Origin of the sequence: Streptomyces sp. A5-4 (assembly GCF_051131715.1) — a bacterium.
Classification (GTDB): domain Bacteria; phylum Actinomycetota; class Actinomycetes; order Streptomycetales; family Streptomycetaceae; genus Streptomyces.
Genome location: NZ_CP178591.1, coordinates 3,220,463 through 3,236,686, shown reverse-complemented (window position 1 = coordinate 3,236,686; position 16,224 = coordinate 3,220,463). Strand labels below are relative to the sequence as shown.

General features: G+C 70.1%; 14 protein-coding genes. 10 read left to right on the top strand and 4 right to left on the bottom strand.

Going from position 1 to position 16,224, the window contains the following annotated elements:
- Positions 1-2: 2 nt before the first annotated feature.
- The 5 genes from ACLLJJ_RS14825 (at position 3) to ACLLJJ_RS14805 (ending at position 7,393) form a co-directional block, all read left to right on the top strand.
- Positions 3-788: an SDR family NAD(P)-dependent oxidoreductase gene (locus ACLLJJ_RS14825; protein ID WP_434590985.1), complete on the top strand. Its 786-nt coding sequence runs from the start codon at positions 3-5 to the stop codon at positions 786-788.
- 134 nt (positions 789-922) lie between these two features.
- Positions 923-2,050: an LLM class flavin-dependent oxidoreductase gene (locus ACLLJJ_RS14820; protein WP_434590982.1), complete on the top strand. Its 1,128-nt coding sequence runs from the start codon at positions 923-925 to the stop codon at positions 2,048-2,050.
- 323 nt (positions 2,051-2,373) lie between these two features.
- Positions 2,374-4,113, top strand: coding sequence for an N-acyl-D-amino-acid deacylase family protein (locus tag ACLLJJ_RS14815; RefSeq protein ID WP_434590981.1), 1,740 nt, complete (start codon positions 2,374-2,376; stop codon positions 4,111-4,113).
- 23 nt (positions 4,114-4,136) lie between these two features.
- Positions 4,137-5,594, top strand: coding sequence for an aldehyde dehydrogenase family protein (locus ACLLJJ_RS14810; protein WP_434590979.1), 1,458 nt, complete (start codon positions 4,137-4,139; stop codon positions 5,592-5,594).
- Between the two features lie 224 nt (positions 5,595-5,818).
- Complete coding sequence (locus ACLLJJ_RS14805; protein ID WP_434590976.1) at positions 5,819-7,393, top strand: APC family permease; 1,575 nt, start codon at positions 5,819-5,821, stop codon at positions 7,391-7,393.
- Between the two features lie 22 nt (positions 7,394-7,415).
- On the opposite strand, the gene ACLLJJ_RS14800 is transcribed toward ACLLJJ_RS14805, so the two are convergent.
- Positions 7,416-7,829, bottom strand: coding sequence for an ATP-binding protein (locus tag ACLLJJ_RS14800; RefSeq protein ID WP_434590973.1), 414 nt, complete (start codon positions 7,827-7,829; stop codon positions 7,416-7,418).
- Positions 7,830-8,566: 737 nt separating this feature from the next.
- On the opposite strand from ACLLJJ_RS14800, the gene ACLLJJ_RS14795 reads away from it, so the two are divergent.
- On the top strand, positions 8,567-8,977 hold the full coding sequence (locus ACLLJJ_RS14795; RefSeq protein WP_434590969.1) for a MerR family transcriptional regulator: 411 nt from the start codon (positions 8,567-8,569) through the stop codon (positions 8,975-8,977).
- 15 nt (positions 8,978-8,992) lie between these two features.
- On the opposite strand, the gene ACLLJJ_RS14790 is transcribed toward ACLLJJ_RS14795, so the two are convergent.
- The 3 genes from ACLLJJ_RS14790 to ACLLJJ_RS14780 form a co-directional block, all read right to left on the bottom strand.
- Positions 8,993-9,328, bottom strand: coding sequence for a putative quinol monooxygenase (locus tag ACLLJJ_RS14790; RefSeq protein WP_434600421.1), 336 nt, complete (start codon positions 9,326-9,328; stop codon positions 8,993-8,995).
- A 136-nt stretch (positions 9,329-9,464) separates the two neighbouring features.
- Entirely contained in the window at positions 9,465-10,997 is a 1,533-nt protein-coding gene (locus ACLLJJ_RS14785) for a CehA/McbA family metallohydrolase (RefSeq protein WP_434590967.1), read from the bottom strand.
- Between the two features lie 144 nt (positions 10,998-11,141).
- The gene (locus tag ACLLJJ_RS14780) at positions 11,142-11,468 is read right to left on the bottom strand and encodes a hypothetical protein (protein WP_434590965.1); all 327 of its coding nucleotides are present in this window, start codon (positions 11,466-11,468) and stop codon (positions 11,142-11,144) included.
- A gap of 106 nt (positions 11,469-11,574) precedes the next feature.
- Here ACLLJJ_RS14780 and ACLLJJ_RS14775 point away from each other — a divergent pair, with 106 nt between their 5' ends.
- The 4 genes from ACLLJJ_RS14775 (at position 11,575) to ACLLJJ_RS14760 (ending at position 16,181) form a co-directional block, all read left to right on the top strand.
- The gene (locus ACLLJJ_RS14775) at positions 11,575-12,420 is read left to right on the top strand and encodes an LLM class F420-dependent oxidoreductase (RefSeq protein ID WP_434590964.1); all 846 of its coding nucleotides are present in this window, start codon (positions 11,575-11,577) and stop codon (positions 12,418-12,420) included.
- 132 nt (positions 12,421-12,552) lie between these two features.
- Positions 12,553-12,756, top strand: coding sequence for a hypothetical protein (locus ACLLJJ_RS14770; protein WP_434590962.1), 204 nt, complete (start codon positions 12,553-12,555; stop codon positions 12,754-12,756).
- 153 nt (positions 12,757-12,909) lie between these two features.
- Positions 12,910-15,525, top strand: a complete 2,616-nt coding sequence (locus ACLLJJ_RS14765) for a bifunctional FO biosynthesis protein CofGH (protein WP_434590957.1) — start codon at positions 12,910-12,912, stop codon at positions 15,523-15,525.
- A 146-nt stretch (positions 15,526-15,671) separates the two neighbouring features.
- On the top strand, positions 15,672-16,181 hold the full coding sequence (locus ACLLJJ_RS14760; protein WP_434590954.1) for a hypothetical protein: 510 nt from the start codon (positions 15,672-15,674) through the stop codon (positions 16,179-16,181).
- Positions 16,182-16,224 lie beyond the last annotated feature (43 nt).

Here is a 16,224-nt window from a genome sequence, read left to right as displayed (position 1 = left end):
GCATGGGGAAGCTGGAAGGGCGCGTCGTCGTCATCTCGGGCGCCGCGCGCGGGCAGGGCGAGCACGAGGCCAGGCTGTTCGCCGCCGAGGGTGCGAAGGTGCTGCTCGGTGATGTGCTCGACGACCAGGGCGAGGCCCTCGCCAAGGAGCTCGGCCCCGAGACCGCGAAATACGTCCACCTGGATGTGAGCCAGGAGGCGGACTGGGCGGCGGCCGTCGAGGCCGGGAAGAGCGCCTTCGGGAAGATCGACGGCCTGATCAACAACGCGGGGATCCTGCGCTTCAACGAGCTGCTCTCTACACCGCTGGCGGAGTTCATGCAGATCGTCCAGGTCAACCAGGTCGGCACATTCCTCGGCATCAAGACCGTGGCCCCCGAGATCGCGGCGGCCGGCGGCGGCACGATCGTCAACACCGCCTCGTACACGGCGCTCACCGGCATGGCCTTCGTCGGCGCGTACGCCGCGACCAAGCACGCCATCCTGGGGCTGACCCGGGTGGCGGCGGTGGAGCTGGCGGGCAGCGGGATCCGGGTCAACGCCGTGTGCCCCGGGGCGGTGGACACCGCGATGAGCAATCCGGCCCTGCTCGACCCCACGGCCGACCCCGCAGAATCGGCCGCCGGGCTCGAGAAGCTGTACAAGAAGCTGGTGCCGCTGGGGCGGGTCGGGCAGCCGCAGGAGGTCGCGGCGCTGGCGCTGTTCCTGACCAGTGACGACTCCTCGTACATCACGGGCCAGCCCTTCGTCATCGACGGCGGCTGGCTGGCCGGAGTGAGTGCTTTCTGACCGCTCCTGACGAAGCGTCAGCTATTGACGGTCCGCACGGGCAGTGGAACAGTCGACCCCATCGTAATCTGACGATCCGTCAGGCCAGCGCGGCGCCGACGGTCGTCGGACCAACTGAGGGATGGTGAATCTCCTTGGAATTCGGGCTCTTTGTGCAGGGGTACGTGCCCGCCGCACGTGCCAAGGTCGACCCCGAGGCGGAGCACAAGGCTCTGATCGAGGAGACCGAGTACGTCATCGAGGCGGACAAGTCCGGCTTCAAGTACGCCTGGGCGTCCGAGCACCACTTCCTGGAGGAGTACTCCCACCTCTCGGCGAACGACGTGTTCCTCGGATACCTCGCGCACGCCACCGACCGCATCCACCTGGGCTCCGGCATCTTCAACCCGCTCGCCCCCGTCAACCACCCCGTGAAGGTGGCCGAGAAGGTCGCCATGCTCGACCATCTCTCCGAGGGACGCTTCGAGTTCGGCTCGGGCCGCGGTGCGGGCAGCCACGAGATCCTTGGCTTCATGCCGGGCATGACCGACATGAACGGCACCAAGGAGATCTGGGAAGAGACGATCGCCGAGTTCCCCAAGATGTGGCTCCAGGACGAGTACGTCGGCTTCCAGGGCAAGCACTGGTCGCTGCCGCCGCGCAAGGTCCTGCCCAAGCCGTACGGGAAGTCGCACCCGGGCATGTGGTACGCCGCCGGGTCGCCCTCCTCGTACGCGATGGCCGGGAAGAAGGGCCTGGGGGTCCTCGGCTTCAGCGTGCAGAAGGTCTCCGACATGGAGTGGGTCGTCGAGTCGTACAAGAACGCGGTCAAGGACGCGGAGCCGATCGGTGACTTCGTCAACGACAACGTGATGGTGACGTCCACGGCGATCTGCGCGGAGACGCACAAGAAGGCGGTCGAGATCGCGGTCGGCGGCGGCCTCAACTACCTCCAGTCGCTGCTCTTCCGCTACCACGACACCTTCCCGCGGCCCGAGGGCGTTCCGCAGTGGCCCGAACTGCTGCCGGAGTACAGCGAGGAGATCATCGAGCTGCTCATCGCCGAGGAGCTGATGATCTGCGGAGACCCCGACGAGGTGCACCAGCAGTGCAAGCGCTGGGAGCAGGCGGGCGCGGATCAGCTGTCGTTCGGGCTGCCGATCGGGGTGTCGCCCGAGGACACGAAGAATACGATCCGGCTGATCGGGGAGCACGTCATCCCGAGGATCGACACGGACCCGGTGCACCGCACGACGCGGTTCCGGCAGGCGGCGGGCAGCTGAGCCGGGGGCGCGGGGGCGCCTGCGGCGGGCTTGTTTCCGACCCGCCCCTTCCCGCTGTGACATTTTGCGGCTGCCGCCGCGTGGGGGCTCCGCCCCGGGCCCCGGTCCTCAAGCGCCGGACGGGCTGAATTCCAGCCCGTCCGGCGCTTGAGGACACGCCCGTAGGGCGTCCCGGGGGACCGGGGTCTCCCCGGTTTCGGGAAGGGGCGGGTAGGGGGACCAGCGCCGCAGGCAAACCCGCACCGCCCCACGCACCCGCACCACACCGGCACCGGCACCCGCACCGGCACCCGCACCCGCGTATCGCAGAAGGGACCCACCCCATGCTCGACCACCTCATACGCTCGGCGACCGTCGTCGACGGCACCGGTGGCCCCCGGTACGTCGCGGACCTCGGCATACGCGACGGCCGCATCGCCGTCATCGCCCCCGAAGGCACCCTCACCGAACCCGCCCGCACCACCGAGGACGCCACCGGGCTGATCCTCGCCCCCGGCTTCGTGGACCCGCACACGCACTACGACGCCCAGCTCTTCTGGGACCCGTACGCCACCCCGTCCCTCAACCACGGCGTCACCACCGTCGTCGGCGGCAACTGCGGCTTCACCCTCGCGCCGCTCAACCCGGACCGGCCCGAGGACGCCGACTACACGCGCCGCATGATGAGCAAGGTCGAGGGCATGTCCCTCGTCGCGCTCGAAGAGGGCGCGCCCTGGAACTGGCACACCTTCGGCGAATACCTCGACGCCCTCGACGGCCGCATCGCCGTCAACGCGGGCTTCATGGTCGGCCACTGCGCCCTGCGCCGTCATGTCATGGGCGCCGACGCCGTCGGCGGACAGCCCACCGAGCAGCAAATGGCGTACATGCTGCGGCTGTTCCACGACGCGATGGCCGCGGGGGCCTGGGGGCTGTCCACCACGCAGTCCTCCACCCACTCCGACGGCGACGGGCAGCCCGTCGCCTCCCGGCACGCCAAGCCCGAGGAACTGCTCGCCCTGTCCCGCGCCGTCGCCGAACACGAGGGCACCCAGCTCGAAGCGATCGTCGCGGGCTGCCTCGACCAGTTCGACGACGAGGAGATCGACCTCTTCGTGGAGATGAGCGCCGCGGCCGGCCGTCCCCTCAACTGGAACGTCCTGACCATCGACGCGTCCGTGCCCGAGCGGGTGCCGCGCCAGCTCATTCCGAGCGAACGGGCCCGTAAGGCCGGCGGGCGCATCGTCGCCCTCACCATGCCCATCCTCACCCCCATGAACATGTCCCTCGGCACCTTCTGCGCCCTCAACCTGATCCCCGGCTGGGGCGACATCCTGAGCCTGCCCGTGCCGCAGCGGATCGAGAAGCTGCGGGACGCCGACACCCGCGCCGAGATGCTGCGCCGAGCCAACAGCAAGGAAGCCGGCGTCTTCAGGCGGCTGGCCAACTTCGGGCGGTACGTCGTCGGGGACACGTACTCCAAGGAGAACGAGGGCCTCAGCGGCCGGGTGGTCAACGACATCGCCGCCGAACGCGGCCAGGACCCCTTCTACTGCCTCATCGAGATCTGCGCCAACGACGAGTTGCGTACGGTCCTGTGGCCGATGCCCACGGACAACGACCCCGCGTCCTGGGAACTGCGCCGCGAGACCTGGGGACACGAGGACGTGCTGCTCGGCGGCTCCGACGCGGGCGCGCATCTGGACCGGATGTGCGGGGCGCCCTACACCACCCGATTCCTCGGCGACTGTCTGCGCGGGCGAAAGCTGGTGACGCTGGAGCAGGCCGTGAAGATGCTGACCGACGACCCGGCGCAGCTCTTCGGGCTGCGGGAGCGCGGCCGGATCGTGGAGGGCTTCCACGCCGACCTCGTCCTCTTCGACCCTGAGCGGATCGAAGCGGGCCCGGCCACACTCGTGCACGACCTGCCGGGCGACAGCCCCCGGCTGGACGCGAAGGCGATCGGCGTGGTGTCGGTACGCGTCAACGGCGTGGAGACGATCCGCGACGACCAGGTGACGGGCGCGGTGCCCGGCACGGTCCTGCGCTCGGGCCGCGACACCCGGACGGTGAGCACCAAGTGAGCGCGGGGGGAGCGGGAGGCCAAGTGGGCTCAGATCAGCGGCTGTTCATCGGTGGTGAGTGGGTGGAGCCGGGCGGCGGCCACTACGAGGTGATCGACCCGGCCACCGAGGAGACCGTCGGCCCGGCCCCCGAGGCGAGCCGCGAGCAGGTGTACGCGGCCACGGCCTGCGCCCGGGACGCCTTCGCCGGCTGGTCGCGTACGACACCGGAGGAGCGGGCCGCGATCCTCGACCGGGCCGCCGATCTGATGCGGCGGGAGTTCGAGCCGTACGCGCGCCTGGCCCAGCGGGAGAGCGGCGCACCGACCGGTATCGCCCGCGGCATGCAGGTCGGGGTGGGCATCGCCCGCTTCCGGCGGTACGCGCGCGGAGCCCTTGAGCCCGTCGAGACACCGCTGGGGCCGCAGATCAACGAGGCGGGCCCGATGGGCAGGGCGGGTGTGCTGGGGGCCGTGGCGGTGCGCCGCCCGGTGGGCGTGGTCACCTGCATCACCTCCTACAACAACCCTTGGGCCAACCCGGCGGGCAAGGTCGCGCCCGCGCTGGCCATGGGCAACACCGTGGTGGTGAAGCCCGCCCCGCAGGACCCGCTGTCGGTCTACCGGATGGCGGAGGCGCTGGCGGAGGCCGGGGTGCCGGCGGGTGTGGTGAATGTGGTGTCGGGCTCCGCGCCGGCCGTCGGCGAGGCCGCCGTCGACTCCCCGGACGTGGACATGGTCAGCTTCACCGGCTCCACGGCGGTCGGCCGGCGCATCGCGGAGGTCTGCGGGCGCGGCATGAAGCGGCAGCTGATGGAGCTGGGCGGCAAGGGCGCCGCGGTCGTCTTCGACGACGCGGACCTGGACTCGGCGGTCCTGGGCATCGGTACGACGTTCTCCTTCTACAGCGGCCAGATCTGCACCGCCCCGACGCGGGTGATCGCACAGCGCGGCATCTACGACCGGCTGGTCGAGAAGCTCACCGCATACCTCGGCCACCTCACGGTCGGCGACCCGACGGAGCGGGGCACGGTGGTCGGCCCGGTCATCTCGGCGGCCCACCGCGACCGCATCGAGTCGTACGTCGAGCTGGGGAAGAAGGAGGGCGCCAGACTGGTCGCGGGCGGCGAGCGCCCCGCACTCGACCGGGGCTTCTATGTCGCCCCGACCCTGTTCGCGGACTGTACGAACGACATGCGCGTCGTCCGCGAGGAGATCTTCGGCCCGGTCGTGGTCCTCGTCCCCTTCGACGACGAGGAGGAGGGCATCGCCCTGGCCGAGGACAGCGAGTACGGGCTGCTCGACTATGTCTGGTCGGGGGATGTGGCGAGAGCGTTCCGGGTGGCGGGGCGGCTGCGCGCGGGCGGGGTCGGGATCAACACCATCGGGCGCAACATGGAGGCGCCGTTCGGCGGCTTCAAGCAGAGTGGTGTGGGGCGCGACGTCGGCTCGTACGCACTGCACGCGTACAGCGAGATCCAGTCTCTCGTCTGGCCCGGCTGACCCGCCGCAGATCGGTACGGGAAACTTTTAAAACGGGCATAACGGACAGTGTTGCGATTTCCGCACTTCGGAAGTTTCCTTCATGGCCTGGTAATGCTCGCCTCCAATTCGATCTAGGCCTTCAATCCAAGCAGAACAGGCGATGAATTACCGGCCAATGCAAGGATCTTCCGGTGGAGCGTCGGCCTCCGGATGTGGAAAACGCACCCGTTAACGTCGCGTTCATGACTCAGCTGGAAGCCCGGCCCCAGGCCGGGGACAAGGTAAGGGGCGTCGACGTCACGGGCGACGCCGGCGGCGTACGCGACAAGGGCCTCGGCGGCGACAGTGTCGGCCTGATGGGCAGCGCGGTCATCGGTATCTCCACCGTGGCCCCCGTCTACTGCCTGACCTCGACCCTCGGCTCCACGGCCGGCGAGGTCGGCGTGCAGATGCCCGCGGTCTTCCTGGCCGGCTTCCTGCCGATGCTGCTGGTCGCCTTCGCCTACCGCGAGCTCAACCGCGCCATGCCGGACTGCGGCACCTCCTTCACCTGGACGGTGAAGGCGTTCGGCCCGCGGCTCGGCTGGATGTGCGGGTGGGGTCTGGTCATCGCGACGATCATCGTCCTGTCGAACCTCGCGGGTGTGGCCACTTCGTACTTCTGGCTGCTGGCGGGTGAGGTCAGCGGCAACGCCTCGATCACCGCCCTGGACGACAACAAGGCCGTCCATATCATCACCTGCCTCGCCCTGATCGCCGCTGCCACCGCGATCAGCTACCGCGGCATGACCGCGACGAAGGGCGTGCAATACGCGCTGGTGGGACTCCAGTTGGTGGTCCTGGCCGTCTTCGTGACGATGGCTTTCCAGCAGGTCGGCAGCGGCGACTTCGCCGCGACCTCGCTCGACTTCTCCTGGTCCTGGCTGAACCCGTTCGCGGTCCAGTCCTTCTCGGCCTTCACCGCCGGACTCTCGCTGGCGATCTTCGTCTACTGGGGCTGGGACGCCTGCCTGACGGCCAACGAGGAGACCACGGGCAGCGCCAAGACGCCCGGCCGCGCCGCGCTCGTCACCATGGCCGTGCTCGTCGGCACCTACCTGGCCACCGCCATCGCGGCCCAGATGGTCGTCGGCTCCGGCGACAGCGGTCTCGGCCTCGCCAACCCGGAGACCTCGGACAATGTGTTCGCCGCGCTGGCCGGCCCGGTGATGGGCCCCGGGCTCGGCATCCTGCTCTTCGTCGCGGTCCTCGCCTCGGCCGTGGCCAGCCTCCAGACGACGTTCATCCCGGTGGCCCGCACGGTCCTGGCGATGTCGGCGTACGAGGCCCTGCCGAGCTCCTTCTCACGGGTGCACCCGCGCTTCAAGACCCCCGGCCTCGCCACGGTCGTCGCGGGCGTCGCGACCGGCGTCTTCTACACGGTGATGACCCTGGTCAGCGAGCACGTCCTGGTCGACACGATCTACGCGCTCGGCCTCATGATCTGCTTCTACTACGCGCTGACGGCGTTCGCCTGTGTCTGGTACTTCCGGCACGAGCTGCTGCTCTCGGCCCGTGACCTCGTCTTCAAGGGCCTGTGCCCGGCCCTCGGCGGCACGCTCCTCACCGCGGTGTTCGGCAAGACGCTGTACGACATGTGGGACCCGGCCTACGGCAGCGGCTCCGCGGTCTTCGGCGTCGGCTCGGTCTTCGTCATCGCGGTGGGTCTGCTGCTGCTCGGCGTCCTGATCATGCTGGCGATGCAGCGCCGCAGCCCGGCGTTCTTCCGCGGCGAGGTCCTGACGAAGGAGACCCCGGCGCTGGTCGTCGCGGACTGAGCCGTCCGCCCGGGGGGCCCGGCTACCGTGCGAAGGCGGCGTGGACCGTCTTGCCGGGGGCCGGGCCCGCGGTGATCCACACCGTGCGGGCGATCCGGCGGACCATGTGCCAGCCGAAGCCTCCGCCGCCGCCGTCCAGGTCCGGGGTGCGCTCGCGGGGGTGAGTGGGGCTGGGGTCGCTGACCGCGACGATCACCACATGGGGGCTCGCGGACATTTCGAGGCGGTAGCGCCCGCCGCCGTGCCGCAGGGCGTTGGTGACCAGCTCGGACACCACCAGGACGAGGTTGTCCGCCATGCAGGAGTCCGGCGCCAGGCCGAGACCGTCCGCGAAGGTGTGGGCCGTGTCGCGGGCCCGGCTGATGTCGGACGCGTCGGATCCCTTGGACTTCGCCCGATGAGGGGCGAACGCGTTAGTGATCTTGGTGCCGTTCATACGTCTACACCCCACCTGTATCGGTTGTCACGGTTTGCAGAACTGGGATTCTGCCCCCTCAAGCGGCGTTCAGACACTCGACGGCACATTGCCGGTGGGCTTTCTGCTCGCACGCGTGCCGGATTCCGGCGTCTCCGGGCGTCAGACCTCCGGTGTCTGGGCGTGAAAGAAATCTGCCATGGCTGTTGTAGACATCGCCGATTCTTGGGGTTAGGGTTTTGCTCGTAGCCAAGACAGCAAGTGAGGCGCGGCGGGGACGAGCAGGTGTGAACTGCCGCGCATGCAGGTTCAAGCGAGTTGTGGCACGGCAGCGGAGCGTCAGGGCCGGAGTACGCAGGGGTCCTCACGCTGGTTGCCGGGCCGGACGGCCCACAGGGGCGGATTGTGGCACGGCAGTGGAGTGGCAGGGCCGGACGCATGCAGGGGTCCTGGCGCTGGTTGCCGGGCCGGCGGCTCACAGGGGCCGCGAGCAGTCCCGCAGTTCCAGCAGTACGACAGATTGTTGATCAGGAGCAGGAGCAAGGAGGCAGACGCCATCAGGATCGCCCGAGCGACGAGCAGTCCGCTCGGGTACCGCAGGCCCCGGATTGGAAGGTGGTCCCCGGTTACGCATTCGCGATCCCCGCATCCCCGTCCAGCTGGGCGAAGACGCGGAAACAAAGGACCGGCGCAGCATTAGCCGGTAGATGGTGTTGATTCCTCGGGACCCTGGTGCCATGCGGCGCCAGGGTCCCTCGATGCGTTCAGTCAGGCAGTTGGAGGACCAGGTTGACGAGGTGGCAGTGACCGTAGAAAAACACTCCAGTCCGCAAGCACGTTTCGACGACGACGACTACCCCGCCTACACCATGGGCCGGGCCGCCGAGATGCTCGGCACGACCCCCGCTTTTCTGCGCGCCATCGGTGAGGCACGGCTCATCACCCCGTTGCGCTCGGAGGGCGGCCACCGCCGATACTCCCGCTACCAGCTGCGTATCGCCGCCCGCGCCCGCGAGCTCGTCGACGGGGGCACCCCGGTCGATGCGGCCTGCCGCATCGTCATCCTGGAAGACCAGCTCGAAGAGGCCCTGCGCATGAACGAGCAGCTGCGCGATTCCACGAGCAGGTCACCTTCGCAGGCCCCGCCCCAGCCCAAGGCAGATGCTTGAGCCGGTCCTTGTTTCTTATGCAGGTGTGCGAGGGGTGAGTTCGGTCATGGCCGACCAGCCGTCCTGACCGGGGATCTCGACATTGATGATCTCCGGCGTACGGGCGACGGCGTCGGCCATCGACTCGATACCCGCCTTGAAATGGTCCGACTTCACGTGGCGCTCGCCCGCTGCCGCGTCGGCGAACGCCTCGATCAGCACGAACTGGTTGGGGTCGTCCACGCTGCGCGACCACGCGTAGAAGAGGTTGCCCGCCTCGGCGCGGGTGGCCCGCGTGAAGTCGTCGACCAACGTGAGCCAGTCGTCCGCGCGGTCGGGGCGGACGGTGAACTTGACGGCAATGAAGATCATCATGAGCAGCCGGGCATTTCGGCGGAGGGGGTCGGGCGCGCGCCGGCCTCGTGGCGCGGCGCCTCACCACCGTACCCAGAGGTCAGCCACGCCGCCGGGCCCGGCGGGCCGGCCCACCGTCCGCCGGATCCGTGGCTCAGTTCCCCCGGCCCGACCCCAGGAACACCGGATTCGTCATGGCCGCCAGCGCCCCAGGGAGCCCCGGGACCGTCGCCGGATGCCGGACCTCCGCCCGTACGTACGTCGCGTACGAAGGCGTCGTGCGCCACTCCACCGTGCCCGTCCCGGACGCCGGGAGCGTCGTGGTGTGGAGCGTGCCCTGGTCGGTGACGAAGTGCGTGGTGCAGCCGGGCGCCCCGGTGACCTCCAGGCGGATCGTGACCGGGGAGTCGGAGTCGGCCCGCAGGCGCTCGCCGATGCCCGCGTGCCCGCCGCGCCCGCTCGCGGCCGAGAAGCTCACGGACACCGCCGAGGACTCCGCGACGTAGCTGTGGCCGGCCCGGATGCCGTCGAGGATCGCCTCCCGCGTCAGATCGTCGGCGAGTACGACGGTCTGCGGGAGCCCGATCGCCTGCGGCGCCCGATGCGCGTCGCTGTTGCCCATCGCCGGGGTCCAGGCGTGGCCCGAACGGGCCGAGGCGACCAGGGCGTTGTCCCAGGAGGCCAGCGAGATCTCGTCCTCGGGGGTGTACGGCCCGTTCCACACCTCCACCGCGTCCGCCTCGCCGAAGCCGAACTTCCAGTGGCAGCCGATGCAGGTGGCGTGCGGGTGGGCCGGGACGACGAGGCCGCCCGCGCGGCGGATCTCCCGGGCGTAGTGGCCGAAACGGTTGTCGCGGGCCCGGTAGCGCCAGTCGATGAAGGTGCCCGGCTCCACGGAGACCGCCAGTACATGGCCGTTGCGGGTGGTGACCTCCTCGCCGGTCAGGATCAGCAGGTCGTCGCCCCACAGCCCGTCCCAGGCGCGGTGCGCCGAATGCGTGTTGTGGTCGCTGGAGTTGATGAAGTCGAGCCCCGCGGCACGGGCCGCGCCGGCGATCTCGGCGGGCGTGCGCGCACCGTCGGAGTGCACGGAGTGCAGATGGCAGTCACCCCGGTACCAGGCCCGGCCCCGCCCCTTGGCCCGCTCGGGCGGGTAGACCCCCTCGGGGGTCCGGCCGGGCGCGCCGTACCGCAGGGTGATGGTGACGACGTACGGCAGCCCCTCGGGCGCGACCGTGTACGGGCCCAGCGCGATGTTCCAGGTGCCGGCGCGCACGGGCCCCCGGATGTAGCCGGGGCTCGCGTCGTCGGCGCGGATGAAGAACTCCGTGCGGGCGCCGCCCGACCAGCCCCGGAATCCCCGGCCGCCCAGGTCGGTGCCGCGCTCGTCGAAGACGCCGATGTCCAGCGCGTTGCCCTGGGTGCCGGGCGGCACGGGCGTTCTCTCGTACGCGTACGAGACGGCTATCTCCCTTACCCCGCGCGGGACTTCGACCGGTAGATACACGAAGTCGGGGGCGCCGGGCGGCAGCGTGCCGCGCACGGTACTGGTTTCCTCGCCGCTGCTGGGCGGCGCGGCGTTCGCGAAGCTCACAGTTCCCAACGTAAGGGCGGCAGCCGCGCCCGTCACGAACAGTCCACGCCTACCGATCGATCTGCCCGCGCTCGGTCCGGAGGTTTCAGTCATGCCGACGGCTCCCAGGGAGTTGAGAGGACAGTGGTGCGCACTGAGACCCTGGTATTGAGCCGTGAACTCCCGTGCAAGGGAAGGGGGCCGGTGGATGTCGGTCCGCTTGAGAGGTCCTGTTTCCGCCTTGCCGGGACGCCCCTGCTAGCTCTTGCCCCGGCGGGACTTCGTCACCATGAACACGATGACCAGCAGCACCAGGATCACCAGGACGAGCGCGATCACCACACCCGAAGAGCCGCTCTTCTTCTTCTTCTTCTTTTTCTTCTTCTTGCGGTCCTTGGAGACCGTCGAATCGGCCGCGGTGGCCGTCTTGTTCTCGTGCACGGTCCGCACGGCGGACCCCGCGCCCTGAGCGGCGTCGGCCGACACGGTCGCGGTCGTGACGCGCGGTGACGCGATCGCTGTCGCGGATACGGCCGGTGCGCCCAGCAGGGCTCCGACAAGCAGAAGAGTGGTGGCGATACGCACGGTTCGTCCTCCCCCGGGATGGCCGAAACGCTCGGCCCAGGGCACCGTACGACATACGTTTGCCGCCGACCAGCCGCAGCGCTGGGCAAGAAAAAGGGGATTGCACATGCGGATCGCCACGACGATCTTCCTCACCGACGAGACGATCACCCCGGTACGGCTCGCACGTGAGCTGGAGCAGCGCGGGTTCGACGGCCTGTATCTGCCCGAGCACACCCACATCCCGGTCTCCCGCGACACCCCGTACCCGGCGGGCGGTGAACTGCCCCGCGAGTACGGCCGCACGCTCGACCCCTTCGTCGCCCTCGGCCAGGCCGCCGCCGTCACCGAACGCCTCGGCCTTGGCACCGGCATCACCCTCGTCGCCCAGCGCGACCCCATCGACCTCGCCAAGCAGGCGGCGACTCTGGACCATCTCTCCGGCGGGCGCTTCACGCTCGGCGTCGGCTTCGGCTGGAACGTCGAGGAGGCCGCCGACCACGGCGTGGAATGGCGTACCAGGCGTGACCTCGGCCGGGACCGGATGGCGCTGATGAGGGCCCTGTGGTCGGCCGAACCGACCGCGTACGAGGGTGAGTTCGAGTCGGTGCGCGCGAGCCACGCACACCCCAAGCCGGCCCAGAAGCCGCGCGGCCCGGTGGTCGGACCCCGCACCCTGGTCGGTGGCGCCGCCGGGCCGAAGCTGTTCGCGCACATCGCGGAGTACGCGGACGGCTGGCTGCCGATCGGCGGACGCGGCCTCACCGAGTCGGTGCCGGCGCTGCGCACGGTCTGGGAGGCGGCGGGCCGCGACCCCGAGGGGCTTCAGATCGTGCCGTACGCCGTCCTGCCGAGCGCGGGCAAGTTGGCGCACTACGCGGAGCTGGGCGTCGAGGAGGTCGTACTCCAACTGCCTCCGGCCGTCGAGCCGGAGGTGCTGCGCACTCTGGACGCGTACGCCGAATACCTCTGATCGCGACCCGAGGTTCCGTAATCCCCTGTTCGGGGCGGCCTGCCGCCGCTACCTTGTCCTCTTGTCGTAACGGCGGCGCGCCGCGCCGGCGAGGTCATCGGGGGAGAGGCAACGCACGTGCAGAAAAGCCCATTGAGTATCGTCGCGATAGTTTTCGGTGTGGTCGCGCTGTTCTTCTGCCCACCGCTCTTCGGCATCCTCGGCCTGGTGTTCGGCGGAATCGCCAAGTCCAAGGACGAGCCGCTGGCGGTCACCGGCCTGATCGTCGCGGGGGTCGGTCTGGTCCTCGGGATGCTGCTGGGAGTCATGGTCTTCAGCTCGATGTCCACGCCCTGACCCCGCATTGGTCGCTCCGGCGGGACGGAGTCCGCGCGACCCCGGACCTCGTCCGCCTGCCCGTTGTGGTGAGGGCGGACGAGGCCGGTGCAGCCGCGTCGTTCCGCGCCCGGCTGTTCGGCCGGTGAGTGCCCCCTGGCGATGTTCGCTCGTATGCTCGGACGCATGACCACGAGTGCGCCGCAGGAGTCCGGACGACCGACCGCCAATTCCATGCGGCGGGCCCTCAAACGCGCGCGGGACGGGGTGGCCCTCGATACCGCCGAGGCCGCCGTCCTTCTGCAGGCGCGGGGCGACGACCTCAAGGACCTCTCCGCCTCGGCCGCGCGGGTGCGCGACGCCGGGCTCGCGGCGGCGGGGCGGCCAGGCGTCATCACGTACTCACGCAGCGTCTTCATCCCCCTGACCAAGCTGTGCCGTGACAAGTGCCACTACTGCACCTTCGCCACCGTCCCCGGCAAGCTGCGCCGGGCCGGTCACGGGATGTTCATGTCTCCCGACGAGGTGCTGGACATCGCGCGACGCGGTGCCGAAATGGGCTGCAAGGAAGCGCTGATCACCCTCGGGGACAAGCCCGAGGACCGCTGGCCCGAGGCGCGGGAGTGGCTGGAGGCCGAGGGATACGACGACACCATCGCCTACGTACGGGCGATGGCGATCCGCATCCTGGAGGAGACCGGGCTGCTGCCGCACCTCAACCCCGGGGTGATGTCCTGGACCGATTTCCAGCGGCTCAAGCCCGTCGCGCCCTCCATGGGCATGATGCTGGAGACCACCGCCGAGCGGCTGTGGAGCGAGCCGGGCGGGCCGCACTACGGCTCCCCGGACAAGGAGCCCGCCGTCCGGCTGCGGGTGCTTGAGGACGCCGGGCGCAGTTCGGTGCCGTTCACCAGCGGGCTGTTGATCGGGATCGGGGAGAACCACGAGGAGCGCGCGGACTCGCTGTTCGCGCTGCGCCGGGTCGCCCGCTCGTACCACGGCATTCAGGAGCTGATCATCCAAAACTTCCGCGCCAAGCCGGACACGGCGATGCGCGGGATGCCGGACGCGGAGCTGGACGACCTGGTCGCCACGGTCGCCGTCGCCCGGCTGATCATGGGCCCGTCGGGCTGCCTGCAGGCCCCGCCGAACCTGGTGGACGCGGAGTACGCGCGGCTCATCGGCGCCGGCATCGACGACTGGGGCGGCGTCTCGCCGCTGACGCCGGACCACGTCAACCCCGAGCGGCCCTGGCCGCAGATCGAGGAGCTGGCCGAGCGCTCCGCCGCCGAGGGCTTCGAGCTGAAGGAACGCCTCGCGGTCTACCCCGAGTTCATCCAGCGCGGCGAGCCCTGGCTCGACCCCCGGCTCGTCCCGCACGTCCGGGCGCTCGCCGACCCGGAGACCGGGCTCGCACTTCCGGACGCGAAGCCGGTCGGGCTGCCCTGGCAGGAGCCCGACGAGGGGTTCACCGCGTCCGGGCGGACCGACCTGCATCGCACCATCGACACCGAGGGCCGTACCGGCGACCGGCGCGACGACTTCGACGAGGTGTACGGCGACTGGGAGGCGCTGCGCGAGGCCGCCGTGCCCGGCATGGTGCCGTCCCGCATCGACGGCGACGTACGGCAGGCGCTGTCCCAGGCCGCCGCCGACCCCACCAAGCTCACCGACGAAGAGGCGCTGGCCCTGCTGCACGCCGACGGGTCCGCGCTCGACGCGCTGTGCCGGATCGCGGACGAGCTGCGCCGGGACGTGGTGGGCGACGACGTGTCGTACATCGTCACGCGCAACATCAACTTCACCAACGTCTGCTACACCGGCTGCCGTTTCTGCGCCTTCGCGCAGCGGCGCACCGACGCCGACGCGTACACGCTCTCGCTCAGCCAGGTCGCCGACCGGGCCGAGCAGGCGTGGGACGTCGGCGCGGTCGAGGTGTGCATGCAGGGCGGCATCCACCCCGACCTGCCCGGCACGGCGTACTTCGACATCGCGCGGGCGGTCAAGGAGCGCGTGCCAGGTATGCATGTGCACGCCTTCTCGCCGATGGAGGTCGTCAACGGCGCGACGCGCACCGGCATGTCCATCCGGGAGTGGCTGTCGGCGGCCCAGGAGGCGGGCCTCGACTCGATCCCGGGCACGGCCGCCGAGATCCTCGACGACGAGGTGCGCTGGATCCTCACCAAGGGCAAGCTGCCCACGGCCACGTGGATCGAGGTCGTGCAGACGGCGCACGAGCTGGGCATCCGCTCCAGCTCCACCATGATGTACGGGCACGTGGACCAACCCAGGCACTGGCTCGGTCACTTCCGCACGCTGGCGCGGATGCAGCAGGAGGCCGAGGCGAAGAACGTGGCGGGGTTCACGGAGTTCGTGACGTTGCCCTTCATCCACACCAACGCACCCGTCTACCTCGCCGGGATCGCTCGGCCGGGCCCGACGGCCCGCGACAACCGGGCCGTCACCGCGATGGCCCGACTGCTGCTGCACCCGCACATCACCAACATCCAGACCAGCTGGGTGAAGCTGGGTGCGGAGGGCGCGGCGGAGATGTTGCGCTCCGGGGCCAACGACCTCGGCGGCACGCTGATGGAGGAGACCATCTCCCGGATGGCGGGCTCCAGCTACGGCTCGTACCGCTCGGTGCAGGACCTGGTCGCGATCGCGGACCTGGCCGGGCGCCCGTCCCGGGCCCGGACCACGCTGTACGGCGAGGTGCCCGAGGAGCGCCGGCGGTCCGCCGCCGCGTCCGACGGTCACCTTCCGGAGCTGCTGCCCGTCCTGGAGTGAGGACGGCTGCGGGGTCGGAGTGAAGCGGCATGAGGAACGCTAAACATTGCCGGAAACCGGCAATGTTTCCGACCGGTCTGCGTGAGACGATCCTTCTTGTTCAATGATTGCTCCAGAGATCGGCGAACACGGGGGAGTGTGAGCGGATGACGGTTTTTCTCGGTCTCGGCATTGCGGGGATCGCGCTGCTTGCCTTCGCGCTGATCTTCGACGGCATCTTCGAGGGGCTCTTCGGCGGAGTGCTCGACGGGTTCTTCGACGGCCTGCTGTCGCTCCCGGTGGTCGCCGGCTTCGTGTCGATGTTCGGCTTCGGCAGCGCGATCGTGCTGGGCAGTACGGGCCTGGGGACCGGGGTGGCCGCCGGGGTCGGCGCGGCGGCGGGCATCGCCACGGCCTGGCTCGCCTGGCGGTTCAGCCGGGCCCTGATGCGTGACCAGACCGATGCGACGCCGCGCGGCGACGACCTGATCGGAACCCCCGGGTCAGTCGTGACGGCCATTCCCGCCGACGGGTACGGCGAGGTACTGCTGCGGCTCGGCGGCCATCTGGTGAAACTGTCGGCGAAGAGCGCGGAGCCAGTGGCGCGGGGCGCGGAGATCTGGGTGGAGGCGGCCCTGACGAGTACCTCGGTGGCCGTCCGGCCGGTCGAGCGCTGACTCCGTACCTGCCCCTGCCGGCCCACCCTCCCGACCCACCCTC

Excerpts from the sequence above, each read along its gene's own strand:
- ACLLJJ_RS14805 (WP_434590976.1), top strand. The coding sequence starts at position 5,819 with ATGACTCAGCTGGAAGCCCGGCCCCAGGCCGGGGACAAGGTAAGGGGC.
- ACLLJJ_RS14790 (WP_434600421.1), bottom strand. The coding sequence starts at position 9,328 with ATGATCTTCATTGCCGTCAAGTTCACCGTCCGCCCCGACCGCGCGGAC.
- ACLLJJ_RS14760 (WP_434590954.1), top strand. The coding sequence starts at position 15,672 with ATGACGGTTTTTCTCGGTCTCGGCATTGCGGGGATCGCGCTGCTTGCC.
- ACLLJJ_RS14795 (WP_434590969.1), top strand. The coding sequence starts at position 8,567 with ATGCGTTCAGTCAGGCAGTTGGAGGACCAGGTTGACGAGGTGGCAGTG.
- ACLLJJ_RS14785 (WP_434590967.1), bottom strand. The coding sequence starts at position 10,997 with ATGACTGAAACCTCCGGACCGAGCGCGGGCAGATCGATCGGTAGGCGT.
- ACLLJJ_RS14825 (WP_434590985.1), top strand. The coding sequence starts at position 3 with ATGGGGAAGCTGGAAGGGCGCGTCGTCGTCATCTCGGGCGCCGCGCGC.
- ACLLJJ_RS14765 (WP_434590957.1), top strand. The coding sequence starts at position 12,910 with ATGCTCGGACGCATGACCACGAGTGCGCCGCAGGAGTCCGGACGACCG.
- ACLLJJ_RS14775 (WP_434590964.1), top strand. The coding sequence starts at position 11,575 with ATGCGGATCGCCACGACGATCTTCCTCACCGACGAGACGATCACCCCG.
- ACLLJJ_RS14815 (WP_434590981.1), top strand. The coding sequence starts at position 2,374 with ATGCTCGACCACCTCATACGCTCGGCGACCGTCGTCGACGGCACCGGT.
- ACLLJJ_RS14800 (WP_434590973.1), bottom strand. The coding sequence starts at position 7,829 with ATGAACGGCACCAAGATCACTAACGCGTTCGCCCCTCATCGGGCGAAG.